The following is a 26,650-nucleotide window of genomic DNA, read 5'->3' on the forward strand; positions in this document are numbered from 1 at the left end:
TTATGGAATTAACGCAACATCAGGCTGACGCGTTTGCCCGCATGCCTTTGACCTATTTGCGCCAGGAATACCCGAACCACATCATGCACCTGCTGAATGATGATGGCGACGTGCTGCCGCCTCGCGAACTGCACCCGATTTTCTACGGCTGTTTCGACTGGCACTCGGCGGTGCACGGCTACTGGCTGCTGCTGCGCTGCGTACGTCTCTATCCAGAATTGCCGTGCCGGGACGCGATCGTCGCGCTTTTTGACGAGCATCTGACCGACGAGAACGTGGCGAAGGAGCTGGCCTATTTCACCGCGCCGTTCCGCGCCTCGTTTGAGCGCCCGTATGGCTACGGCTGGCTGCTGGCGCTGTCCCAGGAGCTGAAGCAGTCGACGCTGCCGCAGGCCACGGGCTGGTATCAGACGCTGGAGCCGTTAACCCAGGATATTCGCAACCGGCTGGTGGACTACCTCGGCAAGCTCACCTATCCGATCCGCGTCGGGACGCACTACAACACAGCGTTTGCCCTCGCACTGGGGCTGGATTACGCCCGTGCCGTGCAGGACAGCGGGCTGGAGCAGGCAATTCTGACGGCGGCGGAGCGGTTTTACCTCGCCGATACGCGCTATCCGGCACATTACGAGCCCGGCGGTGATGAGTATATTTCCGGCGCGCTGACGGAAGCGCTGCTGATGAGCAAGGTATCAAAGGACTTTCCGGCCTGGTTTGACGCATTTCTGCCGGAGGTCGACTCCGTTGCGGCACTGATGAACCCGGCGGAGGTGAGCGACCGTACCGATCCGAAAATTGCCCATCTGGACGGGTTAAACCTCAGCCGCGCGTGGTGTATGAAGCATATTGCCCGCGCGCTTCCCCCTGACCATCCGGCGCAGCAGGCGCTGCGTGATGCGGTGGCGAAACACCTGACGGCGAGCGTCGGGCATGTTGTCGGCAGCCACTACAGCGGCGGGCACTGGCTGGCGAGCTTTGCGCTGCTGGCGCTGGAGTAAACAACCGAGTCGTCTACTTTGCCGTTGTAGGCCCGTGCAAGCGTAGCGCCGCCGGGCGAATCAGGCTGATGCCCTCACCGCAGGGCGCAGCCTGCTCAGGCTAAACAACACCGAGCCCGTCGAGGCTATTACGGCTATCCACAGCGCAAAATGCACGGCCCGGTCATGGTCTGACCCGGTCGTTGCAAGCAGCACGCCCACCGCGGCGGCGCCGAGACATTGCCCGAACGTCCTCACAATCGACAGCACGCCGGAGGCATAGCTGGCATGCTCTCGCGCCACGTTAGAGAGCATTTCCCGGTTATTGGGGCTCTGGAAGCAGCCGAAGCCAATCCCGCAAACCAGACTGCGCAGGCAGATATTCCACGCGGAAGGATTTTCCGGCAACGTCGCCAGCAGGACCAGTCCACCGACAAAAATCATTAGCCCGAGGGTCGAAATCAGCGGCGCGGAAATCGTATCTGCCCAACGCCCCGCGTGCGGCGCGATCAGCACAATACCAATCGGCCACGGGGTGAACAGCAGCGCGGAAATCGCCGGGCTGTAGCCATAGACGCTCTGAAACAGGAACGGCAGCGCGATAAACGTGATGCCCTGGCTCACAAACGAGGCCAGCGAGGTCAGCGCGGCGAGGGTAAAGCGGGCGTTTTTGAACATTACCGGTGGCAGTAAAGGATTTTGCGCGCGCCGGATACGCCAGATAAAGGCGAGGGCGCTCGCCAGCGCGAGAAGCCCCCAGCCTACCGCCTCCCGGCTCACGTGCTGCGTCACGCTCTGAAGGCTGTTGGCCAACATGATCGCTGCTCCTAACAGTACGGCCGAAAGCACGGCGCCCGGCGCGTCAAAGGGAGTCCTGTCGGTGGCTGATTTACGCGGCAAGGCTCGCCACGCCAGCAGCAGAGCGATGGTGCCGGGAATAATGTTTATGGCGAACAGCCACTGCCAGCTCAGGGCGTCCAGTATCGTCCCGCCCAGCACGGGGGCAATCGCCGTGCTGGAGGCGATAAGCAGGGCGTGCAGCCCCAGAATGCGGCCAAGCAGCCGTCCCGGAAACACGGATCGCAGGATCGCCGGGGCGATACTCAGGGTGGCCGCGCCGCCGATGCCCTGCAGAATACGCATCCCGGTTAACATTTCCGGCGTGGCTGCCAGCGCGCAGCCGAGCGAGGTGAGCGTAAAGGTGGCAAGCCCGGCCAGAAAGACCGGGCGATATCCCACGCGCGCCGCCAGCGCCGCGAAGATGGCTAACGTCATTGCCGCTGACAGCAGATAGCCGTTGGCGAACCAGACCGCAACGTTCGCGGGGACCTGCATTGCGCCCGCCATAGAGGGCAGTGCGATGTTGATCATGGTGCCGTCAAAGACGCCCATCAGCGTGGTGGTCATGACGGCGGCCAGGACCCGGGCACGTTCATGCCCGGGTAAACCCTCGTCGCCGGGCTGGTTTGAAAATAGCGTCATCGTCGTCACTCCGGATAAGAATATTGATGACGAAACTATAATCATGCGATATACAGGGCGGAAGACGCAGCGTTTGCACTTAATCGTTGCATATAACGCCTTATCTGAGGATTCACCGTGTCCGACCCTGATTTTAATCTTCTGGTTGCGCTCGACGTTCTGCTGGCAGAAGCCAGCGTGGCGGGCGCGGCGCGACGCTTAAACCTGAGCACCTCCGCCATGAGTCGCACCCTGAGCAGGCTGCGGGAGGTGACCGGCGATCCTATTCTGGTGCGGGCTGGTCGTCATATGGTGCTGACGCCCTGGGCTGAGGCCACCCGGGACCGCGCCAGAAGCGCGGTGCATGAGGCGAGGGCGGTGCTCCAGCCCTCCACCGACGCGCTGAAGGTGGAAAGCCTCGAGCGGCTGTTCACCATCCGCGCCAACGACGGTTTTGTGGTGGCGTTTGGGCCACTGCTGATTGCCGCGGTGGCGAGCGTTGCCCCCGGGGTGTGCATCCGTTTTTCGCCAAAACCTGAAAAAACGTCGCGCTATTTGCGGGAGGGGCTTGTCGATCTGGAAATTGGCGTGCAGGGCAATATGGGGCCTGAAATACGGCTGCAAAGGCTGTTCCAGGATCGGTTTGTTGGCGCGGTGCGCAAGGGGCATCCGCTGTCATTACAGTCTGAGGTCAGCCTGAGCGAGTATATCGCCTGGGGCCACGTGGTGGCCTCACCGGACGGTTCGCTGCACGGGTTTGTCGATGAGGCGCTGGCGGAACGCGGGCTAAAGCGCAAGGTCGCCAGCGTTGTGCCAGGTTTTCCAACGGCGCTATCCGTGGCGCTGGCCTCCGATCTGGTTGCCATGGTGCCGGCGCTGTATCTGCTCAATCAGCCGATGACCGAGCGCGTGCACGTCTTTGAACTGCCCTTTCAGACCCGAACTATTACGGTTTCGCAGATGTGGCATCCACGCATGGAGCGGGACCCGGGTCACCGGTGGCTCAGGGAGAAGGTGCTGGAAGTCAGCCGTACGGTGCGGTGACTATTCAGGCAACCTTTCCCGGCAAGGTGAGGATGAAGCGCGTCGACACCGCGTCCGATTCCACGCAGACTTTACCGTGATGCGCGGTGACGATGGACTTCACGATGGCAAGCCCAATCCCGCTGCCTTCCCCCTTACGCTGCCTGGACGGATCGACGCGGTAAAAGCGGTCGAACAGCTTCGACAGATGCGCCTGCGGGATCGGCGTGCCGGGGTTTTCCGTTACCAGCTCAACGTCGTTACCCTGTTTTCTGATGGAGACCGTCACCGTTTTCCCCGCTGGGGTATAGCGCAGGGCGTTGGATAGCAGGTTATTGATGGCGCGTCTGAACATCTGCGGGTCGCCTTCTATCAGGCAGGGCACCCCGTTAAAGGCCAGCGTGACGTTGCGCTCTTCCGCCCAGGCCTCGAAGAAGTCGAAGACTTTCATCACCTCCGCGCCGAGGTCAAACATCACCCGGTCAGAGACCAGCTGATTGTTGTCCGCCTGCGCCAGGAAGAGCATGTCGCTGACCATCCGGGTCATCCGGCTGTACTCTTCCAGGCTTGAGTACAGCACGTCTTCCAGCTCCTTCTGAGTCCGGTGCTGGCTCAGCGCAATTTCCGTTTGCGTCACCAGGTTGGTGATCGGCGTTCTGATTTCGTGCGCGATATCGGCGGAAAAATTAGCCTGCCGGGTAAAGACATCTTCTATTTTCCCCATCATATGGTTGAACGAGATAACCAGCTGCTCCAGCTCAACCGGGACGCGGGAGGGCTCCAGCCGCGCATCCAGATTTTCGGAGGTGATATTTTTAATGGCGGTGCTGACGTTACGCAGGGGTAAATGCCCCTGGCGAACCGCGATTCGAATGACGAGCACAATCAGCACGCTAATCACCGCGGCGATCGCGAACAGATTCTTTTTCAGCGCCTCAAGGTAATGCAGATGAAAATTAATCGAGAGCCCGATCAGCATGACGTAGTTCTGCGTTTTGCCCAGCAGCGTCGCCGTCCCTGAAGAGGCGATAATCCGGTAGGTTTCCATCTTCATGTCGGACCCGGCATGCATGGCCGGAGCCTGGCCCCCGACCGTCCAGAGAAATACGTCCCGTGCCTGCCGGTGTTGGCTAAAGTTCGCCGCGTTCATCGCAGGGCGCAATGCCGCGCCCTGCGCCGAGCTGAAAAGGGTATTTCCCTGCGGATCCAGAAGCAGAACGGCAACGTTGCGGTAGCTGGCGATCGACTCGTTGATCTTACTGATTTTCTTTTGGTCGGGATCGGCCGGGGATTGCAGTATGCGGTGCATCGCGGTGCTGATTTGCTGCAGGTCGCTGATATCCTGCTCGGCGAAATGCTTTTCAACGGAATGCAGCATAAACCAGGTAAAGGCGAAGAAGGCCAGGATCGTGGAAAGGCTGATGAAAAAGGTCAGCCGCAGGGCGAGAGAAAAAGGGCGCCTGGGGAACTTAACGCGCATCCGGTACCTCCAGCATATAGCCCACGCCGCGCACCGTCTGGATCAGCTTCGGTTCATAATCATTATCGATTTTGGCGCGCAGGCGCTTTACCGCCACGTCAATCGCGTTCGTGTCGCTGTCAAAATTCATGTCCCACACCTGGGAGGCAATCAGGGAGCGGGGAAGCACCTCGCCCTGATGACGCATGAAAAACTCCAGCAGGCTGAACTCCTTGCTGGTAAGCAGGATGCGATTGCCCGCCCGGTTCACCTTTCTCGACACCAGGTCAACCGTCAGGTCGGCCGCCTGAAGCTGGCTTTGCGCAATCACCGTATTCCCGCGCCTTAGCAGCGTTCTGACCCGCGCGAGCAGCTCAGCAAAGGCAAACGGCTTAATCAGGTAATCGTCCGCGCCCAGCTCAAGCCCCTTAACCCGGTGCTCAATCGTGCCGAGCGCCGTCAGCAGCAGGATGGGCATCCCTTTGCCGGCAGAGCGGAGCATGCGGACAATATCCCAGCCGTTCACGTCGGGCAGCATGATGTCCAGAATCAGCAGGTCATAGTCCGCGGTCATGGCGAGGTGGTATCCGGTCAGGCCGTTGTCCGCGTGGTCCACGACAAACCCCGCCTCCGTCAGCCCCTTGCTGAGGTACTCACCGGTTTTCTTTTCATCTTCAACGATCAGTATTTTCATCTTGCTCCCCTGACTGGCTGCTGACGACATTCTATTGCGCCCGCGACCGTTAACAATGACTTCCGCCATAAATGACAACATTGTCATTATCCTGTCACCCGTCAAACAGGATGCGTTCAGTAGAGTAGCCCTAAAAATACTCTGGAATTCATTTGAACCGCTATGTTCCTGTTAAAACGACTCAGCATCAGTACGGTATTGATCCTGGCAGGCTGCGTCTCGCTGGCCCCTGAATACCCACGCCCGGCGTCACCGGTACCCCAGCAGTTTTCGCTCTCGCGTAACGGCCTGACGCCTTCGGTGGCGGGGTATCAGGACACAGGCTGGCGCAATTTCTTCGTCGACCCTCAGATAGCGAAACTGATTACAGAAGCCCTGAAGAACAACCGCGACATCAAAATGGCCGCCCTGAAGGTGGAAGAAGCCCGGGCGCAGTTCGGCGTGACGGATGCGGATCGTTATCCTCAGCTGAACGCCTCCTCGGGCATCACCTACAGCGGAGGGCTGAAAAGTGACAAACCCACCTCACAGCAGTACGACGCGGGTCTTGCGCTTAGCTACGAACTCGACTTTTTCGGCAAGCTGAAGAACATGAGCGATGCCGACCGACAAAACTTTTTCGCCAGCGAAGAAGCCCGCCGCGCCGTGCATATTCTGCTTGTCTCCAACGTGTCGCAGAGCTATTTCAACCAGCAGCTGGCGTATAAACAGCTGCGCATCGCGCGGGAAACGCTGAAAAATTACCAGCAGTCTTATGCCTTCGTTGAGCAACAGCTGGTGAAGGGCAGCACCAACGTCCTGGCGCTGGAGCAGGCCCGGGGGCAGATTGAAAGTACCCGGGCAGATATTGCCAAAAGAGAGGGGGAGCTGGCGCAGGCCAATAATGCCCTGCAGCTGGTCATTGGAACGTATCGCACGCTGCCGGGCGACGGCGGAATGAACGCCCGCGATATTGCGCCGGTAACGCTGCCGCCCGGTCTTTCATCGGCAATATTGCTGCAGCGTCCGGATATTCTGGAGGCGGAGTATCAGCTTAAGGCGGCCGATGCGAATATTGGCGCGGCGCGCGCCGCCTTTTTCCCATCCATTTCCCTGACCAGCGGACTTTCAACAGGCAGCACGGAATTATCCAGCCTCTTCACGTCCGGGAGCGGCATGTGGAACTTTATTCCCAAAATAGACATTCCCATTTTTAATGCGGGCAGAAATAAAGCCAACCTGAAGCTGGCCGAAATTCGCCAGCAGCAGTCGGTTGTGAATTACGAACAAAAAATTCAGTCCGCCTTCAGGCAGGTTGCCGACGCGCTCGCGCTGCGGGACAGCCTCAGCCAGCAGCTTGCCGCGCAGCAGCGGTATCTTGATTCGTTAAACATCACCTTGCAGCGTGCCAGAGGGTTATATACCAGCGGCGCGGTGAGCTATATCGACGTATTAGACGCGGAACGATCGCTGTTTTCCACGCGGCAAAACATCCTCGACCTTATTTACGCCCGGCAGGTTAATGAAATTAATCTCTTCACCGCGCTGGGCGGCGGCTGGGTCGAATAATCTCATTTAATGAAAAGGAATATAAACATGCGCAATTCACTTAACGCCGTTGTATTTGGCGCGATCGTTATGTTATCCGCCGGCCTCCAGGCCGAGGTTCATCAGCACGCGGAGATGAGTGCCGCCAGCGAAGGTACTTCAGAACAGCTCATCACCGGAACCGGCATCGTGAAGGACATCGATCTCACCAACAAAAAGGTCACGATTGCTCATGAAGCCATCCCGGAAATTGGCTGGCCCGCGATGACCATGCGCTTCACCTTTATTCAGGCCGACGAGAGCATCAAGGCCTTAAAAGTCGGCAGCCGCGTTAATTTCTCGTTTGTTCAGCAGGGCAATCTCTCCTTACTCAAGAGCATTAAATAGCGAGAAACGGCATGGCCTCTTTAAAAATTAAATATGCTGCCGTGATAGCCAGCAGCCTTATCGCGGGAGGGCTGATCTCGGTGACGGCATGGCAGGCTCTGCATTCATCGGTAAAAACAGAAAATAGCGCGCCTGAAAGAACGGTGCTTTTCTGGTATGACCCGATGAAGCCCGACGTTAAATTCGACAAGCCCGGTAAATCGCCGTTTATGGATATGGATCTGGTGGCGAAATACGCGGACGAGAATGACGATAAAAGCGGTGCCGGTATCCGTATTGACCCGACGCAGGTTCAGAACCTGGGGTTAAAAACGCAAAAGGTGACGCGCGGAACGCTGAATTATGCCCAGACGATCCCGGCGAACGTTAGCTATAACGACTATCAGTTTGTCATTGTGCAGGCGCGCGCGGAGGGTTTCGTTGAGAAAGTGTACCCGCTGACAATCGGCGATAAGGTGAAGAAAGGCACGCCGCTGGTTGATATCACGATCCCGGACTGGGTCGAAGCGCAGAGCGAGTTCCTGCTGCTTTCCGGCACCGGCGGTACGCCCACGCAGATAAAAGGGGTTCTGGAGCGGCTTCGGCTGGCCGGCATGCCGGATGACGATATTCAGAGACTGCGTGCGACCCGCACGATTCAGACCCGCTTTACCATCAGGGCGCCTATCGACGGCGTCATCACGGCCTTTGATCTGCGTACCGGCATGAATATTTCGAAAGATAAGGTAGTGGCGCAGATCCAGGGGATGGATCCGGTCTGGATCGACGCGGCGGTGCCTGAATCCATTGCTTATCTGCTGAAAGACACCTCGCAGTTTACCGTTTCGGTACCGGCTTATCCGGATAAAGTCTTCCCGGTTGAAAAATGGAGCCTTCTGCCGAGCGTGGATCCCACCACCCGGACGCTGCAGGTGCGCCTGCAGGTCTCTAACAGGGATGAGCTGCTGAAGCCGGGCATGAATGCGTACCTGACGCTGAATACCCAAAGTCAGGAGATGCTGCTGATCCCGTCTCAGGCGGTTATCGATACCGGTAAAGAGCAGCGCGTCATTACCGTTGATGCAGAGGGGCGCTTTGTGCCGAAGCCTGTCCACGTTCTGCATGAATCTCAGCAACAGTCCGGTATCGGATCTGGCCTGAATGAAGGGGATTCGGTGGTGGTCAGCGGTCTGTTCCTGATTGACTCGGAGGCCAATATTACCGGCGCGCTGGAGCGCATGCGCAAGTCTGAACCTGCTGACGACGCGCATTCAGGCCATTAAGGAGGCGATGATGATTGAATGGATTATCCGGCGGTCGGTCGCCAACCGTTTCCTGGTGATGATGGGCGCGCTGTTTCTCAGCGTCTGGGGGACATGGACCATCATCAACACGCCGGTCGATGCCTTGCCCGATCTGTCTGACGTTCAGGTGATTATCAAAACCAGCTATCCCGGCCAGGCCCCGCAGATTGTTGAAAACCAGGTGACCTATCCGCTCACCACCACCATGCTGTCGGTTCCCGGCGCAAAGACCGTGCGCGGATTTTCTCAGTTCGGCGATTCGTACGTGTACGTTATTTTTGAAGACGGGACCGATCTGTACTGGGCCCGTTCTCGCGTGCTGGAGTACCTGAACCAGGTGCAGGGCAAACTGCCTGCCGGCGTGAGCTCCGAAATCGGCCCGGACGCCACGGGCGTGGGCTGGATCTTCGAATATGCGCTGGTGGATCGCAGCGGAAAACACGATCTCGCAGAGTTGCGCTCGCTGCAGGACTGGTTCCTCAAGTTCGAGCTGAAAACTATCCCGAACGTCGCCGAGGTGGCGTCGGTCGGCGGCGTGGTGAAGCAGTACCAGATTCAGGTCAACCCGTTAAAACTGTCTCAGTACGGCATCAGCCTGTCGGAGGTTAAGCAGGCCCTCGCGTCGTCTAACCAGGAAGCAGGGGGATCGTCAGTTGAAATGGCGGAAGCGGAGTATATGGTCCGCGCCAGCGGCTATCTGCAGACGATGGACGATTTCAATAACATCGTCCTCAAAACCGGCGAGAACGGTGTGCCGATTTACCTGCGCGACGTTGCCCGCGTGCAAACGGGGCCGGAAATGCGCCGCGGTATTGCCGAACTCAACGGGCAGGGTGAAGTGGCGGGTGGCGTGGTGATCCTGCGCTCGGGTAAAAACGCGCGCGAGGTCATTACGGCGGTAAAAGATAAGCTGGAGACGCTGAAGGCCAGCCTGCCGGAGGGCGTTGAGGTTGTCACGACCTACGATCGCAGCCAGCTCATCGACCGGGCCATTGATAACCTGAGCGGCAAGCTGCTCGAAGAGTTTATCGTGGTGGCCGTCGTCTGCGCGCTGTTCCTCTGGCACGTCCGCTCCGCGCTGGTGGCGATTATCTCTCTGCCGCTTGGCCTGTGTATCGCCTTTATCGTCATGCACTTCCAGGGGCTGAACGCCAATATTATGTCCCTGGGCGGTATCGCCATCGCCGTCGGCGCGATGGTCGATGCCGCCATCGTGATGATTGAAAACGCGCATAAGCGGCTGGAAGAGTGGGACCGTCAGCATCCCGGGGAAGACATTGACAACGCCACGCGCTGGAACGTCATCACCAATGCCTCCGTGGAAGTGGGGCCAGCGCTGTTTATCAGCCTGCTGATCATTACGTTATCATTCATTCCGATTTTTACCCTTGAGGGTCAGGAAGGGCGGCTGTTTGGTCCGCTGGCCTTCACGAAAACGTACGCCATGGCGGGCGCGGCCGCGCTGGCTATCATTGTCATTCCGATTCTGATGGGGTTCTGGATCCGGGGGGAAATCCCCGCTGAGAACAGAAACCCGCTGAACCGGCTGCTGATCGCAGCCTATCATCCGCTGCTGCTTAAGGTGCTCCAGTGGCCAAAAACCACCCTGCTGGTTGCGGCCTTGTCCATCTTCACGGTTATCTGGCCGCTGAGCCAGGTGGGCGGCGAGTTCCTGCCGAAGATTAATGAGGGCGATCTGCTGTATATGCCTTCGACGCTGCCGGGCGTCTCTCCGGCAGAAGCGGCAGCGCTGCTACAGACCACGGACAAGCTCATCAAAACCGTTCCTGAAGTGGCCTCTGTGTTTGGTAAAACGGGTAAGGCAGAGACCGCAACGGACTCCGCGCCGCTTGAAATGGTGGAAACCACCATTCAGCTTAAACCCGAGGACCAGTGGCGTCCCGGCATGACGATTGACAATATTATTGACGAACTCGACAAGACGGTTCGTTTGCCTGGCCTGGCGAACCTCTGGGTACCGCCGATCCGCAACCGGATAGACATGCTTTCCACCGGGATCAAAAGCCCGATAGGCATCAAGGTGTCAGGGACCGTTTTGTCGGATATCGACGCCACGGCGCAGAGCATCGAGGCGGTAGCCAAAACGGTGCCGGGCGTGGTGTCGGCCCTGGCTGAACGTCTGGAGGGCGGGCGCTATATTGATGTCGATATCAACCGGGAAAAAGCCTCCCGTTACGGGATGACGGTGGGCGACGTGCAGCTGTTTGTTTCATCGGCCATCGGCGGTGCGACGGTCGGTGAAACGGTGGAAGGCGTCGCGCGATACCCGATTAACATTCGCTATCCCCAGGACTACCGGAACAGCCCGAGCGCGCTGAAGCAGATGCCGATCCTGACGCCGATGAAGCAGCAGATCACGCTGGGCGACGTCGCGGAGATTAACGTTGTTTCCGGCCCGACGATGCTGAAAACGGAAAATGCCCGTCCGGCAAGCTGGATATATATCGATGCCCGCGGCAGGGATATGGTGTCGGTGGTGAACGACATTAAGACCGCTATCAGCCAGAACGTAAAGCTGAGGGCGGGAACCAGCGTCTCTTTCTCCGGACAGTTTGAACTGCTTGAGCATGCCAACAGGAAGCTAAAGCTGATGGTGCCGATGACGGTGATGATCATCTTCATTTTGCTCTATCTGGCGTTCCGACGCGTGGATGAGGCGTTGCTGATCCTGATGAGCCTGCCGTTCGCGCTAGTGGGAGGGATATGGTTCCTGTACTGGCAGGGCTTCCATATGTCTGTCGCAACCGGCACCGGGTTTATCGCCCTGGCCGGGGTGGCGGCAGAGTTTGGGGTGGTCATGCTGATGTATTTACGCCATGCCATTGAAGCGCACCCGGCGCTGTCCCAGCGCGACACGTTTACCGAGCAGGGGCTTGATGACGCCCTCTACCATGGCGCGGTATTGCGCGTGCGGCCAAAGGCGATGACCGTCGCGGTGATCATTGCCGGTCTGCTGCCCATTCTCTGGGGGACCGGTGCCGGATCGGAGGTCATGAGCCGGATAGCGGCACCGATGATTGGCGGGATGATCACCGCGCCGCTGTTATCGCTGTTTATTATTCCTGCGGCGTACAAGCTAATCTGGCTGCGCAGGCATAAAAAGCCATAAAAAAACCCGCCGGCAGCGGCGGGCTTTTTACGTGATGAATGCTTAGCGCGCCTGGCTAATAAGCTTGCGCCAGGCTCTGTTATGCAGAGTAAACAGCAGCATCTTATAGAAAGCGGTAGAGAGGATGCAGCTGCCGCTCAGACCCAGCATGACAATACTCACCAGCGCCGCGGTCAGGCTGACGCCCGGAGCTGCGCTACCGCTCAGTGCGGCCAGCAGATAGGCTGCCGTTAGTACCAGGCTTATCACCGCCAGCGTAAGATGTAATCGCACGGCGCGCATGCTGCCTTTGCCCATCATAAACATCGTCACGCCGTTGATCCCGGCGAAGAGCAGGGCGACCAGCACAACCCACACGAATACGCGTTCGGCCGGCTGGCCGAGTGCGGCGAGTACGCCATACCCCAGCCACAGCTGCGGAATGGCGAAACTGACAATCACCCCGAGCGTACTGACCGCTGCCGGAATACCCATGGTATGCAGTCCCACAGGTTTACCCATTTCGTCGGCCAGCTGCGTCTTCAGCTGCTGCAGCTGTGTCGGGGCGGCATGGTTTATGCTGGCGACCACCTCGTTACAGCGTTGCAGGCGACGGGTTAAAACTTTAAACATTTGAATACTCGGCGTTTAGTTAGGTAAAAATGACTGCAGTACACCTACCACATAGCGTCCTGACTGGACGGTATTTTGTGGGTTGCGGATAGTCCCAGTGAGTGAACTCCCCACAAAGGCCGATGCGTTATTGACCGCACTCATCAGCTCGCGCTGCAGTGATTTTTGTAACGATTCGCTGGGAAAACGTTTCGGATAAACACCTGCGCGGATCGCGGCCTTTACCCCGGCACTGGAAATGCCTGGATTCTGCGCTTTGATGATCTCTTCCGTAATGCGCTTACGCTCGGCACGGCTCAGGCTCTGGAACCAGGCGGTAACTTTACTTGAAGATGCCGCTTTCATCAGCTTGTACGTTTCTAAAGTACCTCTTAGCGCGGTTCCCGCCGCAGCAAGCGAAATGACATCCAGAACTGTCGTGGTGGCGACATACCAGTCCTGGCTGTCGAGCCAGGCAATATCGGAGCCATGGTCGTTATGGATAGCCAGCAGGCGGCCCGCGCCAATCATGCATTGTGCTCCCGTTGCCAGCGTACCGGACAGGCTGATCGCCGCAATCACACCGGACCCGCCAGCGGTAAAAGGCACTGCCGCACCGGCACCAAACGCCATGACAAGCGTAACAATCATCGCGCCACAGGCGAAACCGGTCGAGGTGATTTCCGTCGCAAGTGACGGGGTGGTTAGCGTTGCTACCACAGCTTTTTCGGCACTGGTTTCTTTAGCATCAGGAATTTTACTGATTACCACATGGCTGACGGTGCTCTGATTCACATCAGCAATGCGTCGAGAGGGACGTACCAGCCAGCGTTGCTTGCCATCATCAAAAATGATGCCGACATTGTAAAAATTTCGCGTGCAGTCGAGCTGCGCGGCCAGCTTTTTAAAATCGATATCCGCACCAGCCTGTAGGCCAAGGCTGCGCGAGAGATCGTAAGAGGGAAGAGTGCTGTCAGGCGACTGCTGACCGGGTAAGTTCATCGAGGAAGCTCCTTCATTCCGTGAGGACTATTAATTAGCAGGGTAATTTATTGAAGAAATTTATGTTTCGAACAGGGATAGGTTGATAATAGCAGCGTTAACTCGGTGATCAAATGATATTGCTCGAGTAAAATGTAAACGATACCAAGGAGTATTAAAGGTTATCGGCAGACGTTCTCAGCCCAGCAATATCCCTCCTGGCACATCCCTGTTTGGTCTGCGCGCGTTAAGCCATTATTATTTTGATAAAACCGATTATTACTTTGATAAAAACGGCGCTGCTCGGGAATCATTCTCAGGCAACGCCGCTTGTGATGGACGCTTTTCACTCAACGGCGCGGTTTTTACGCGTGCACAATCACAAAAACGAACCCTGATGTTCACCTCGTTGATCTCTGGCACAAATCTTGGATTTGTCCGTAGCGATGGGCTTTTCCCGTGGCTACTTACAGGATTGATAATAAGGGGAGCATTATGTGTGCTTTGCGTTCAGCGTCGCCAGGGCGCGTGGATGGGTTGGCGAAAGTCAAAGGAACCGCCATATATGGCGATGATATAACACTGCCGGATATGCTCTACGGCGTTTGTCGCTATGCGGACATTCCCGCAGGCAAAATCGACGAGCTGGATCTTAGCGGCGCGCTGGCGGTAGACGGCGTGGCGAGAATCGCCACCTGGCAGGATATTCCCGGCACGCCGGTGGTGGGCGTTATCGTTAAAGATTACCTGCCGATAGTCAAAGACGAGGTGGTCTTTCACGGCGACGTTATCGCCGTTGTCGCAGCGACCACCTATGAAGCGGCGTGCGAAGCAGCCGATAAAATCCACGTACGCTACACGCCGTATGTGCCGCTCACCGACGTGGAAGCGGCGCTGGCGCCCAGTGCACGGCGAATTCACCCGGAGCGTGACGACAATATTGCCGCGCATCACCACACCATTAAAGGCGATATCGAAAAGGGATTTGCTGACTCCCTGCATATCCTTGAACGCGAATATGAGGTCGGCTTCCAGGAACATGCCTATATTGAACCGGAAGTGGTTCTGACCTGGCTGGATCCTACTGACGGCAGCCTGATTATTTCCGGCTCTATTCAGAACCCGCACCGGGTGCGCGGCTTTGTGGCCAAATTTATGGGCTGCCCGCAGAGCCAAATCAACGTCAAGCGCGCGGTCATGGGCGGTTCGTTTGGCGGTAAGGATGACGTTATCGATCATCTTGCCTGCCGCTCGGCGCTTCTGACGCGCCTGACCGGGAAGCCGGTCAAGTTCGCCTATACCCGCGAACAGTCCATCATTGAAAGCTGCAAACGCCACCCCTACAAAATGAAATACAAAGTAGGGCTGAACGACGCCGGACGTATCCAGGCAATGAAAATCGATATTCTGGCCGACAGCGGCGGCTATGCGGCCTCATCGCCGTTTGTCACCTGGCGATCTTCCGTACAGGCGGCTGGCCCGTACGCGATCCCCAACGTTCACATCGATGTAAAGGCGGTGTACACCAATAACAGCTATACCTCTGCGATGCGCGGTTTTGGCTCGCCGCAAGTGGTTTATGCTAATGAATCCTTGATGGATGAAATCGCCGAGTATCTCAATATCTCACCGGTTGAAATTCGTGAAATCAATGCATTACGTCAGGGCGATACGTCCGTGACTGGCCAGGTTTTCGATCGGCATACGGTGTCGGCATGCGAGGTGCTGAAAAAGGCGGCCGCCTCGGCGGAATTTATGGCGAAGCGTAAGCATTACCACGCGCTGAACGAGCAAGGCGGCGTGTATCGCTACGGCATTGGGTTGGCGCTCAGCTATCGCGGTTGCTCCATTGGCGCGGAAGGGGTTGATACCTCAACGGCGCTGATTCAGGTCAACGAAGATGGCAGCGTTAATCTCTCTACGTCGGTATCGGAAAACGGTCAGGGCCTACAAACCACAATGTCGCTTATCGCCGCTGAAGCTTTCGGGATAACGATGACCGACATCCACTTCAGCGAACCGCCTACCTCAGTGATTGGCGACGGCGGCTCGACCGCCGCCACGCGCGGAACGATGGTCGGCGGCGGGGCGATTCTGGATGCCGCGGAGAAAATTAAGCGGCGCATTCTGAGCGTGGTGGGCGAGAGCATCGGCGCGACATGCCTTGAAGATACCTGCTGGCAGGACGGTTTTATCATCAATAAACACGATGATAGCCAGCGCATAGCGTTTAAAGATGCGGTCAATAAAACCAAATGGGCCAGCGTCAGCCTCACCGAGTACGGCTGGTTTGTACCGCCGCCAATCCACTGGGATGAAGAAAAAGGCTGCGGCAGCCCGTATTTCACCTGGGTATACGGCTGCCAGGTTGCGGAGGTTCGGGTTAACACCAGCACCGGTAAGACCGACCTGCTGCACGTGACCGCCGCGCATGACGTAGGCCAGGTGCTGAACCCGGTCGGCTTTGAAGGCCAGGTATGCGGCGGCATCGCACAGGGCTTTGGCTACGCGCTGCTGGAAGATTTTAATATTGAAAACGGGCAGGTGAAGTCCGAGAACTTTGACAGCTACCTGCTGCCGACCATCAAGGACATTCCCTCGATTACGGTGATCGGGGTGGAAAACCCGGATAAAGCGGGCCCGCTGGGGGCAAAAGGCATTGGCGAACCTGCCACCGAGCTGGCGGCCGCCGCCATCAACAACGCCGTAAGCTTTGCGCTGGGCACGCGTTTTAACCAACTGCCGCTGACGCTGGAGCAGGTGATTCTCGGCTATAACCTGAAAAAACCGGCGCGCCAGAGCGAGCTGATGATTGAGCAGGAGAATAAAAAACAGGTGCTGCGGCTTACCGACGTCACGGTGACGCGGCCGAAGAGTCTGGATGAGGCGCTGGCGTTACTGAAAAGTGACGGTGTCACGGCGATTGCGGGCGGGACAGATGTCATCGTGCAGGGGCGGCTGCAAACCAAACCGGTGAGGCTGGTTGATATCTCCCGCCTCAGCGAGCTGACCGGGATAACGGAAGATCCGCAAAGCCATGAGGTGTCCATCGGCGCGGCGGTCACCTTTAACCGTATTACCGACCATCCGCTGCTGCGCGAACGCTACCCGCTGCTGGTGCAGGCCTGCCATACGGTCGGCTCTCACCAGATCCGTAACCGCGCAACCATCGGCGGCAATATCGTCAACGCCGCGCCGTGCGGCGACTCGATTCCGCCGTCGATTCTTTACGATGCCAGCATCGAACTGCGTTCCCACACCGCCACTCGGCGCATGTCGCTGGCCGAGTTTCTGCTCTCGGGCTACAAAACGCAACGCCAGCCGGATGAGCTGCTCACTCGCGTGATTCTCCCGGCTCCGGCGCACCCTAAAGCGAAGGGGTTTTACCATCAGTTGGGGCGGAGAAACGCGCTGAACATTACCCGTCAGAGCTTAACCGCGCTGCTGGAGTTCGCTGCTGACGGTACCGTCAGCTACTGTCGGCTGGTCGACGGCGCGTTGTTCAGCAAACCGCAGCGTCTGCTTGACGTTGAGCGCTGCCTGCTGGGGCAGCGCATCACGCCGCAAACCATTGATAGCGCCTGCGAGGTGCTGGACAAGCTGATTTATGCCGCCATCGGCAAACGCTGGTCCGCCGCCTATAAGCAGCCGGTTTTTGTCAGCATGTTCCGCGACATGATGGCGCAGGCATCCGCTCAATAATCAGTGAAAGCAGGGCGCCTGGCGCCCTGTCGAGGACAAAACAATGAGTGTCATTAAAGTGAAGGTCAACGGCAAACTGGTAGACGCCAAAGTCGAAGGCAATATGCGCCTGCTGGATTTGGTCCGCAACACGCTGAAGTTAACCGCAACGAAAGAAGGCTGTTCTATTGGTGAATGCGGCGCCTGTACGGTGATGATGGACGGCAAAGCGGTCTGTTCCTGTCTGGTGCTGGCCGAACAGTGCGATGAAGCGGAAATCACCACCCTGGAAGGGCTAAACGACAACCCGATTACGCAAAAACTACAGCATGCTTTTGTGGAGAAAGGCGGCGTACAGTGCGGCTTCTGCACGCCGGGCGTGCTGGTCAGTACGACCGCGCTGCTGCAGGAAGTGCCACAGCCGAGTGACGAACAGTTGAAAGACGTGCTGGAAGGGAATATCTGTCGCTGCACCGGCTACCAGCCGATTCTTGATTCTATCCAACACGCGTTAAAGTCATAACGCGATGATGGCGCGCCGGGGAGGTTCAGACCTCCCCAACAGCGCCGTTTACGCGTGTCCCTCGCTGCATTCACGCAGCCCCGCTTTGAGCTTCGCATACTCTTCTGCAACGTAGCGCTCTGCCGCCGCCTGATCGGTAATTGCCTCTACCCGAACCGCACAGTACTTGTACTCCGGGGTTTTAGTGATGGGGCTGAGGTTTTCCGCGACCAGCTCGTTACAGGCGCCAATCCACCACTGGTAGGTCATGTAAATGGCTCCTTTGTTTGGCCGTTCGCTCACTTTTGCCCGGGTAATAATCCGCCCCTTACGCGAGTTCACCCACACCAGCGCCTCATCGACAATGCCTAAACGCGCCGCGTCGGCGGTGTTGATCTGCGCATAGCCCGGCTCATCCGCCAGCGCAGAGAGCGCCGAACAGTTCCCGGTCATCGAGCGGCACGAGTAGTGGCCCACCTCGCGTACCGTGGAAAGCACCATGGGAAATTCCTTGGTCAATTTGTCGATCGGCGCCACCCAGTCGCAGGTGAAAAAGTGCGCCAGCCCGTCTGGGGTGGAGAAACGATCTTCGAATAGCCATGAGGTTCCCTTATCCGCTGGAGATTCATCGCGACACGGCCACTGCACGTACCCCAGCTCACCCATTTTCTCATAGGTGGCACCGAAGAAATCCGGACACAGATGGCGCAGTTCATCCCAGATTTCCTGCGTGTTACGGTAGTGCATCGGATAACCCATGCGGGTGGCGATTTCGCTGATAATCTGCCAGTCGGTTTTCAGATCCCACTGTGGCTCCACCGCTTTATAGAAGCGCTGGAACCCACGGTCGGCGGCGGTATAAACGCCTTCATGCTCACCCCACGATGTGGAGGGCAGGATGACGTCGGCCGCAGCCGCGGTTTTGGTCATGAAAATGTCCTGCACAATTACCAGCTCCAGCGTCTCAAACGCCTTGCGCACCGCCGACAGCTCGGCGTCGGTTTGCAGCGGATCTTCCCCCATGATGTACGCCGCACGGACTTCGCCCTGTGCCGCGCGGTGCGGCAGCTCGCTGATGCGATAGCCGGTATGCGCCGGCAGGCTCTCAACCCCCCAGGCTTTCGCGAACTTCTCGCGGTTTTCGGCCACTTTTACGAACTGATAGCCCGGATAGGTGTCCGGTAGTGCCCCCATATCGCAGGCTCCCTGTACGTTATTTTGCCCGCGAACCGGGTTGACGCCGACGCTCGCTTTGCCAAGATTGCCGGTCAGAATCGCCAGGCTGGTCAGCGAGCGCACCGTTTCTACGCCCTGATAGAACTGAGTGACGCCCATGCCCCACAAAATCGTGGCCGTTCCCGCGCTGGCGTACAGTCGGGCGCAGGCGCGAATGTCCTGCGCGCTAATGCCGGTAATCTCTTCAACCGATTCCGGCGGATAGCCTTCGACAATGTTACGGTACTCCTCAAAGCCTTCAGAACGCCGGGCAACAAATGATTTGTCGTAAAGATCCTCCGCAATAATGACGTGGCCAATGGCGTTCAGCAGCGCGATATTAGAGCCGTTTTTAAGCGCCAGGTGCAGATCGGCGATGCGGGCGGTTTCAATACGCCGAGGATCGCAAACGATGATTGTTGCGCCATTTCGCTTCGCATTAAGCACGTGATTGGCGACGATAGGGTGAGAATCTGCCGGGTTGTAGCCGAAGATAAACACCAGTTCGCTGTTATCAATTTCAGTGATGGCATTGCTCATTGCGCCGTTACCGACCGACTGGTGCAGACCTGCAACCGAAGGGCCGTGTCAGACGCGCGCGCAGCAGTCAACGTTATTGGTACCGATAACCGCGCGGGCGAATTTTTGCATCACATAGTTGGTTTCGTTGCCGGTACCCCGCGAAGAACCGGTGGTTTGAATGGCATCAGGGCCATATTTCGCTTTAATTTCGCTAAGCCGCGTGGCGACGTAATCCAGCGCTTCATCCCACGCGACCGCTTCCAGCTTGCCGCCGCGCTGGCGGCGTATCATCGGCGTTTGCAGGCGGGGCGTCAGAATGCGGGTATCGTGGACAAAATCCCAGCCGTAGTAGCCTTTCAGGCACAGCTTACCCTGGTTGTTTTTGCCCATCGCCGCCTCGGCGCGAACGATCCGCCCGTCCTCAACCACCAGCTGCAGCTTGCAGCCAGCGGCACAGTAAGGGCAGACGGTGGTCACTTTTTTCATCATGGTTCTCCAGATAAGGGTGACATCCTAAAAAAACAGCCAAAAATCAAAGCGGCTGCGGACCCCAAAGGCAATGGCATGCTGGACGGCGGGAAGAGTCATTAATGCCAGCACCAGCAACGCCAGTATGATTCGGTTTTGCATTATTCCCCCGCACTTTGCTGTGGCTGTTGGCCCTTCTGCACCTTGCGCAGCAGCAGCCACATACGAACGGTGCGTACCGCCATATTTCGCGCCGCGGCGCTGGGCGGCAGCGGGTCTGGTTCCGGAATATCGTGAGAAATACGCAGTGGCACGCTGCCGTTGAGCGTCAGGTTGGCGACGATTGCCGTGAGCGTCCCGATGGTGATACCGCTGTGGAGGAACAGCTGCATCATCGGCGGGAACTGGGTAAACAGGTTTGGTACCAGGACCGGCATCATGCCCAGACCCAGCGTCAGTGCTACCACCATGTCATTGTTATTGTTGCGGTAGTCAACCTGGCCAAGGGTACGAATACCGGAGACGGCGACCATGCCAAACATCACGATCCCGGCGCCGCCGAGGATCGGCTTTGGGATCAGCACGACCAGCGCGGCCATTTTCGAGAACAGGCCCATCAAAATGAGAATCGCCCCAGAGACCGATACCACATAGCGGCTGCGTACGCCGGTCAGGCCGATCAGGCCGACGTTCTGCGCAAAAGCGGCATAGGGGAAAAGGTTGAAGAAGCCGCAAAGGGTGGTGGCCAGCCCGCAGGTGTTCAGGCCGTTGCGCAGCATGGTGGCATCCACTTTCTTACCGACGATATCGCCGGTGGCCATAATCGAGGACATGGTTTCCACCATCACCACGACCATGACCATGGACAGTAGGGCGACGGGAACGATATGAAACTCAGGGCGGGCAAACTGCATGATCGTCGGCAGATGCAGCCACGGGGTGGCGTTCACCAGGTGAAGGTCGAGCGGCTTGAAGAAGCTCCAGAGGATTGTGCCAATAATCAGCCCGATCAGCACCGCCGTGTTTTTCACCACCCCGGTGGCGAAGGTGTACAGGTTGAGAATGATGACCAGCGTAATCGCGGCCATCAGCAGGGAAAACAGGTCGCCGAAGCCTTGCATTTCTGTGCTCCCACCGCCTATCCACCCGCCGGCCACCGGCATGATCGACAGGCCAATCAGCGTGACAATACTGCCCATCACTACCCTGGGAAAAAAACGAATCAGGCGACTAATCCACGGCGCGCAGCAGAGGATAAAGATCCCCGAGACAATCACCGAACCGGAAATGGCACCGATACCGTACTCTTTGCCAATCAGCACCATCGGGATCAGCGCGGCGAAAGTGCAGCCCTGAATCAGCGGCAAACGGCAGCCGAGCCAGGGACGAATCCCCATCGACTGGACGATGGTTGCCGCGCCGCAGATAAACAGATCGGCGCTAATCAATAGAATGATGTGCTCGGCGGGCAGGCCAACGGCGTTGCCCACCACCAGAGGAACGGCCACCGCGCCGGCGTACATCACCAGCACGTGCTGCAGTCCGTAGAGAATCATTTGCGTTATCGGCAAAACCTCATCGACCGGCGCCGTTGAAGCCGTCGAGCGTGAGGCAGGAATGGCAGAATCTTTCATGAGGTGGTTATCTCCTTTACGACTGTCGCTGGGTTGAGAGCGAAAGTTACGATTCGAAGGCAGTTGCCTCCCTGAACTGATGTCACCATCAGCGTGTTGCGCGCACGGCGATAACTATGCGTAAGCTGTGCCAGAATTAACCGTTTAGCGGAGCAAAGAATATTTTTGTGAATGGAGTCACGACTTGTTGGATATCACTACGCGGTGGTGAAACAGGAATGAAAGAGGGGATAAATACCCGGGTATCACTATGAGAGTAACGCTCTCATTTTGGTATCGAATAAGATAAAAGACGATGACGCGGAAAAATGAGAATAATTGTTTATTTGACCTGCATCGCAAAAAATAACCCCAGCAGACGCGAAACCCAAAATGCGCCTGAATATTGCATCGCGACCCTTGATGAATATCTGAATAAAAGGGAAGCCAATGAACCGATTTATAGTGGCTGATGCCACCCGCTGTATTGGTTGTCATGCCTGTGAGGTTGCCTGCGTGACCGCCCATCATCAGGATAACTGGCCGCTGCAGCGCCGCGATTTCATGCCGCGCATTCACGTTGTTTTCCACCGTAAAGAGAGCCGTACCGCCACTTGCCACCACTGTAACGACGCTCCCTGCGTGGCGTCCTGCCCAACGGAGGCGCTCTCTTTTGCTAACAACAGCATTCAGCTGAAGCAGGAAAAATGTATTGGCTGTAAGAACTGCGTCATCACCTGTCCTTTCGGGGCTATCGAAATGGTCGCTGCCAATGAAGACGCACCGCAGCTGGCGCAGAAATGCGACCTGTGCAGTGAACACCCCAGCGGGGAACCGGCCTGCGTGGCCACCTGCCCAACGCAGGCGCTACGCCTGATGGATGAGCAACAGCTTGAAAAAATCCGCCGCGAGCGGCAGACGCGTACCGTACTCGGGCAGACGGTGCAGCCGCGCCAGCCGCGGCTTCGTGACATGTTCCTCGCTAAACCCCCTCGCGTCGGGGCGAAAAAGGTCGACGCAGCGCTGCGCAAAACGCATTTCGAGGAGATTTACTGCGGTCTGGGCCGCTCAGAAGCGGAATATGAGAGCGAACGCTGCCTGAGCTGCGCGCAGAAAGCGTGGTGCAACTGGACCTGCCCGCTGCATAACCACATTCCCGATTTCATTCGCCTGGTTAATGAAGGAAAAATCATTGAAGCGGCGAAACTGTGCCATCAGAGCAGCTCATTGCCGGAAATTTGTGGCCGCGTTTGCCCGCAGGATCGCTTATGCGAAGGGGCCTGCACGCTGAAAAACGAGGGGGGATCGGTGGCGATTGGCAACCTCGAGCGCTACATCACCGACACCGCGCTGGCGATGGGCTGGCGTCCGCAGGTGGCTGGCGTGACGCCGCGCAAGGAGCGGGTTGCCATTATTGGCGCGGGGCCTGCGGGGCTGGGCTGCGCCGATATCCTGGTGCGAGCAGGGGTGCAGGTGGATGTCTTTGATAAGCATCCGGAGATTGGCGGCCTGCTGACGTTTGGCATCCCGCCCTTCAAGCTGGATAAAGGGATCCTTGGCATGCGCCGGACGATCTTCAGCGAAATGGGCATTCAATTTCATTTAAACCAGGAAGTTGGGCGTGATGTCGACTTTAACGATTTGGTCGCCAATTACGATGCGGTATTTCTCGGCGTCGGCACCTACGGCCTGATGGCCGCGGGGCTGGAGGGTGAAGACGCGCCTGGCGCGATCCAGGCGCTGCCGTTCCTGATCGCCAGCACCCGCGAGGTGATGGGGCTTGAAGAGAGCGCGGAGTACCCGCTTATTGATATTCAGGACAAACACGTGGTGGTGCTGGGCGGCGGCGATACCGCGATGGATTGCCTGCGCACGGCGGTGCGGCGCGGGGCCGCGAGCGTGACCTGCGCCTATCGTCGCGACGAGCTGAGCATGCCCGGCTCTATAAAAGAGGTGGTCAACGCGCGGGAGGAAGGTGTGGAATTCCAGTTCAACGTTCAGCCGCAGTATATCCAGCGCAACCGTAAGGGGCAGGTCAGCGCGGTCGGCATGATTCGCACCGACATGGGAGAACCCGGGCCGGATGGCCGCCGCCGGCCAAGGCCGATTGTGGGCTCCGGCTTTGAGCTACAGGCGGATGTGCTAATCATGGCATTTGGTTTCCAGGCCCACGATATGCCGTGGCTACGCGGCCACGGCGTACAGCTGGACCGCTGGGGGCAAATCCGGACCGGCGGCGGCGGTCGCGGCACCACGCAAAGGAAAAACCGCGTGGCCGCTGCGTGGTAATCGGTGCCGGTAAAGCCTCGGCGGCAATGGCAGCGGCTGTGGATGCAGCCTGGCCAGATGTGGATGTGTCTGGCGTGGTGGTGACGCGTTATGGTTACGCGGTGCCTGCTGGCCGCATCCGGATTATCGAGGCTGCTCATCCGGTATCGGATTCGATGAGCGAAGTTGCCGCAATGCTGATTGTGGAAGCGCTGCGCGGATTGACCTCTGATGACCTGGTGCTGGCACTAATTTCCGGTGGTGGGTCGGCGTTGATGGCGCTGCCCGCACCAGGATTAACATTGAAAGATAAGCAGGCCATTACCCGCGCGCTATTGCACAGCGGTGCCAATATCAAAGAGATGAATCTGGTACGTCGTCATCTCTCCGCGGTGAAAGGCGGCAAGCTGGCAAGAATGGCGCAACCGGCCCGTATTGTGTCACTAATTATCAGCGATGTGCCGGGGGATAACCCGGCAGATGTGGCATCAGGTCCTACTGTCGCCGATGACAGCACGCCGCTTGATGCGCTTCGGGTACTCCAGCGCTACGGTATTCAGACCCCGGAACCTGTTCATAAACTGCTAAGCCAGCCGGCAGGCCCGGTTGAAAGCACAACGAACAGCGAGGTTAAACTCATTGCCACGCCACAGCTGGCTTTGCAGGCTGCCGCGCTGGCTGCGTGCAGACACGGACTGACGCCGCTTATTCTGGGCGATGCGATAGAAGGTGAAAGTCGTGAAGTGGCCATTGTTATGGCCGGGATTACTAAATCCGTGAAGCAATATGGTCATCCGATTTCCGGTCCGGCAGTACTGCTGTCGGGTGGTGAAACCACCGTGACGGTAAACAATGACCAGCCCGGAAAGGGTGGGCGAAATACTGAATTTTCGCTCAGTCTGGCCTGTGCATTGCAGGGGGAAAGCGGCATATGGGCAATCGCCGGCGACAGTGATGGTATCGACGGCACAGAAGATGCAGCAGGTGCTTTGGTATTTCCGGACACGTTAACACGCGGCAAAATGGGAGGCCTGGATGCGGCTAATTATCTTGATGTTCACGACAGTTATAGCTATTTTCACGCGCTTAATGACCTTGTGATAACCGGGCCAACGCTAACAAACGTAAACGATATTCGAGCAATAATGATTATCTGACGCTGCCGTTACTTGCGCACCGCCGGGAAGGAAGAGGGAGGACGCCGCCCGCGAGCGGCGCTGGCACCCTATGCAGAGGTCAGCCGGTGGCTTTCAGACAGCAGATCGTGGATCTCGTCCGGTGTGAGGGGACCGCCCATCTGATAAAGCGAATAACCACATGTACATGTCTGATGTTTGTACGACGTTTAGGAATGGTCGGCGTAGTAGATCTGATAGTTAACACTGGTACGCATGAATGCTCATTTTCCAGATAATGAAAAAAGGCTGTCAGTTCATCAATGACGATCAATGGATTGTGGTTCGAGGAATAGAAACTGAAGCAAAACGTCACGCCATGTTTCTGGTGCCAGAATTCTTAGAAAAACTTGAGCGCTTGAAGTGAAGCGGATTGCGTGGCGGATGAACGCAAAGCAAGATGGTCTATAAGATATTGTAACGGATACAAAAGCGGCTGGCGTGTATGATTATCCATCAGGATCCATAAACGCTGCCGTTGGTTGAGATTGAGTTGTGTGAGTTTGAACACGCGACAATTATCCCTATGGATAGTATGTGTATGAACAAAGTAACCAACAAACATAACGTACTACAAGAAGAAGTTGGGGGGATAGGTAAGTATATGATTAATCGTTGTCTGTGGCCGGTTATGAACTGAATGAACGACGGACTAAATTTAACATAATATACATTATGCGCACCAAGGTCTAAGTACGCTTATTGTAGCATCTCAGGCTTGCCATCTCATCTCATGGTTTCAATTCAAGGTCTGCACACGCCCGCTAAATGCATATCGACCTTCTCACTGCTCCCCGGCATGACGTTGAAATGACCTCCCGAACGAATCACCGCAGCACCCTGTTGATATAACCCTGTAAATCCTCAGCCAGAAAATCAAATACCGTTTTACAGGCCTGGCTATGGCGTAAGTCCTCATGCATCACCAGCCAGGTGTCGAGATGAAACGCAAAGAATTCAGGCATTATCCTCTGCAACGGCACTGGAAAATCGGCGAGTTGTACCTGACACATCCCGATACCGGCTCCTGCGCGTATGAGGTTTAATTGTGCAACATCACTGTCAGTGCGCACGGTAAACCGATCGCGGTTAAGCTGCGGGAATTGCTTAAGCGACTGTAAAATAAAGGGAGTCTCAGTATCGAAACCCACAAGCGTATGGGTAAATAACTCATCAATACTTTCCGGTGTACCCCGTCGTGACAGATAAGCCGGCGCGGCATGCAGACCTATTTCAATCTTCCCCATCCGACGCGCAATCAGTTGATCCTGCACCGGCGTGGTCATGCGGACGGCAATAGCACTGCTGGCGCGTCGGGATGAGCTCGAGCCGTTTGCCAGTTTCCACATGCGTGGGCACTAGGATCCTGACGGGACAGCGATGGCCGCAGCCATAAAGCGTGTCGCAGAGCGTGCCGGTATCAAGGCGAAGGCAAAATCGTTTCCCTGGTGGCTTATCTCTATGATAAGCCCTTTTAACATCACACTGCATGAAATGCGGGAGATGCGCTATCTTTGGGAGCAGACAATGGTGATGGATAATTCAAAACTGATGGCCTTTTTAGGCCATGAACCGCATACCCCTCTTACCGAGGCCGTGCATGCCACATTAGCTGGCCTGGGCTGTATTTAACATAATCCTAACCTGCACGTTTACAAAGGGTTGAAAGATGTCTGATATACTTTAGCTTTTG

Annotated in this window: 15 protein-coding genes and 5 pseudogenes; 11 read left to right on the top strand and 9 right to left on the bottom strand. The window is 57.1% G+C overall.

Going from position 1 to position 26,650, the window contains the following annotated elements; all coding sequences use genetic code 11:
* Nucleotides 1–2 precede the first annotated feature (2 nt).
* Nucleotides 3–998 (top strand): DUF2891 domain-containing protein, encoded by a 996-nt coding sequence (locus M2433_RS02470; protein WP_429052623.1) that lies wholly within the window; start codon nt 3–5, stop codon nt 996–998.
* A 60-nt stretch (nt 999–1,058) separates the two neighbouring features.
* Here M2433_RS02470 and M2433_RS02475 read toward each other — a convergent pair whose 3' ends face one another.
* Nucleotides 1,059–2,459, bottom strand: a complete 1,401-nt coding sequence (locus M2433_RS02475) for an MFS transporter (RefSeq protein ID WP_429052624.1) — start codon at nt 2,457–2,459, stop codon at nt 1,059–1,061.
* A 117-nt stretch (nt 2,460–2,576) separates the two neighbouring features.
* On the opposite strand from M2433_RS02475, the gene M2433_RS02480 reads away from it, so the two are divergent.
* Nucleotides 2,577–3,482 carry a LysR family transcriptional regulator gene (locus M2433_RS02480; protein WP_429052626.1) on the top strand — a complete coding sequence of 302 codons (906 nt, stop codon included), beginning with the start codon at nt 2,577–2,579 and terminating at the stop codon, nt 3,480–3,482.
* Between the two features lie 4 nt (nt 3,483–3,486).
* On the opposite strand, the gene M2433_RS02485 is transcribed toward M2433_RS02480, so the two are convergent.
* Nucleotides 3,487–4,941, bottom strand: coding sequence for a Cu(+)/Ag(+) sensor histidine kinase (locus M2433_RS02485; RefSeq protein ID WP_429052627.1), 1,455 nt, complete (start codon nt 4,939–4,941; stop codon nt 3,487–3,489).
* Nucleotides 4,931–5,614, bottom strand: a complete 684-nt coding sequence (locus tag M2433_RS02490; RefSeq protein WP_047348478.1) for a copper/silver response regulator transcription factor — start codon at nt 5,612–5,614, stop codon at nt 4,931–4,933. The genes M2433_RS02485 and M2433_RS02490 overlap by 11 nt, the downstream gene beginning before the upstream one ends.
* A gap of 162 nt (nt 5,615–5,776) precedes the next feature.
* Between M2433_RS02490 and M2433_RS02495 the strand changes: the two genes are divergently transcribed.
* The 4 genes from M2433_RS02495 to silA are packed head-to-tail and all read left to right on the top strand — an operon-like array spanning nt 5,777 to nt 11,941.
* Nucleotides 5,777–7,162, top strand: coding sequence for an efflux transporter outer membrane subunit (locus M2433_RS02495; RefSeq protein ID WP_429052628.1), 1,386 nt, complete (start codon nt 5,777–5,779; stop codon nt 7,160–7,162).
* A 27-nt stretch (nt 7,163–7,189) separates the two neighbouring features.
* On the top strand, nt 7,190–7,528 hold the full coding sequence (gene cusF, locus M2433_RS02500; protein ID WP_429052629.1) for a cation efflux system protein CusF: 339 nt from the start codon (nt 7,190–7,192) through the stop codon (nt 7,526–7,528).
* 11 nt (nt 7,529–7,539) lie between these two features.
* A complete protein-coding gene (locus tag M2433_RS02505; protein ID WP_429052631.1) occupies nt 7,540–8,790 on the top strand; it encodes an efflux RND transporter periplasmic adaptor subunit in 1,251 nt (416 codons plus the stop codon).
* Between the two features lie 10 nt (nt 8,791–8,800).
* A complete protein-coding gene (gene silA / locus M2433_RS02510) occupies nt 8,801–11,941 on the top strand; it encodes a Cu(+)/Ag(+) efflux RND transporter permease subunit SilA (RefSeq protein WP_429052633.1) in 3,141 nt (1,046 codons plus the stop codon).
* A gap of 42 nt (nt 11,942–11,983) precedes the next feature.
* Here silA and M2433_RS02515 read toward each other — a convergent pair whose 3' ends face one another.
* Complete coding sequence (locus tag M2433_RS02515) at nt 11,984–12,553, bottom strand: hypothetical protein (protein ID WP_429052635.1); 570 nt, start codon at nt 12,551–12,553, stop codon at nt 11,984–11,986.
* Between the two features lie 15 nt (nt 12,554–12,568).
* The gene (locus M2433_RS02520; protein WP_429052637.1) at nt 12,569–13,534 is read right to left on the bottom strand and encodes a hypothetical protein; all 966 of its coding nucleotides are present in this window, start codon (nt 13,532–13,534) and stop codon (nt 12,569–12,571) included.
* Nucleotides 13,535–14,008: 474 nt separating this feature from the next.
* On the opposite strand from M2433_RS02520, the gene M2433_RS02525 reads away from it, so the two are divergent.
* Nucleotides 14,009–17,215, top strand: a complete 3,207-nt coding sequence (locus M2433_RS02525; RefSeq protein ID WP_429052639.1) for a molybdopterin cofactor-binding domain-containing protein — start codon at nt 14,009–14,011, stop codon at nt 17,213–17,215.
* 43 nt (nt 17,216–17,258) lie between these two features.
* Nucleotides 17,259–17,717: a (2Fe-2S)-binding protein gene (locus M2433_RS02530; protein WP_429052641.1), complete on the top strand. Its 459-nt coding sequence runs from the start codon at nt 17,259–17,261 to the stop codon at nt 17,715–17,717.
* Between the two features lie 48 nt (nt 17,718–17,765).
* Here M2433_RS02530 and fdhF read toward each other — a convergent pair whose 3' ends face one another.
* Nucleotides 17,766–19,919 (bottom strand): formate dehydrogenase subunit alpha, encoded by a 2,154-nt coding sequence (fdhF, locus tag M2433_RS02535; protein WP_429053101.1) that lies wholly within the window; start codon nt 19,917–19,919, stop codon nt 17,766–17,768.
* Nucleotides 19,920–20,062: 143 nt separating this feature from the next.
* Nucleotides 20,063–21,535 (bottom strand): nucleobase:cation symporter-2 family protein, encoded by a 1,473-nt coding sequence (locus M2433_RS02540; protein ID WP_429052643.1) that lies wholly within the window; start codon nt 21,533–21,535, stop codon nt 20,063–20,065.
* 429 nt (nt 21,536–21,964) lie between these two features.
* Between M2433_RS02540 and M2433_RS02545 the strand changes: the two are divergent.
* Nucleotides 21,965–23,773 (top strand): annotated as a pseudogene (locus M2433_RS02545) (FAD-dependent oxidoreductase); the annotation flags it as partial.
* A 2-nt stretch (nt 23,774–23,775) separates the two neighbouring features.
* Nucleotides 23,776–24,939: pseudogene (locus M2433_RS02550) on the top strand (glycerate kinase type-2 family protein); the annotation flags it as partial.
* Between the two features lie 121 nt (nt 24,940–25,060).
* Here the strand turns inward: M2433_RS02550 and M2433_RS02555 are convergent.
* Together M2433_RS02555 and M2433_RS02560 are read right to left on the bottom strand one after the other, a co-directional pair.
* A pseudogene (locus M2433_RS02555) lies at nt 25,061–25,468 on the bottom strand (site-specific integrase); the annotation flags it as partial.
* A gap of 316 nt (nt 25,469–25,784) precedes the next feature.
* Nucleotides 25,785–26,258, bottom strand: a pseudogene (locus tag M2433_RS02560) (LysR substrate-binding domain-containing protein); the annotation flags it as partial.
* On the opposite strand from M2433_RS02560, the pseudogene M2433_RS02565 reads away from it, so the two are divergent.
* A pseudogene (locus M2433_RS02565) lies at nt 26,239–26,589 on the top strand (NAD-dependent epimerase); the annotation flags it as partial. The pseudogenes M2433_RS02560 and M2433_RS02565 sit on opposite strands and share 20 nt — an antisense overlap.
* Between the last annotated feature and the right edge of the window lie 61 nt (nt 26,590–26,650).

It is taken from the genome of Enterobacter sp. AC1 (genome assembly GCF_050434705.1).
Classification (GTDB): Bacteria; Pseudomonadota; Gammaproteobacteria; order Enterobacterales; family Enterobacteriaceae; genus Enterobacter; species Enterobacter cloacae_L.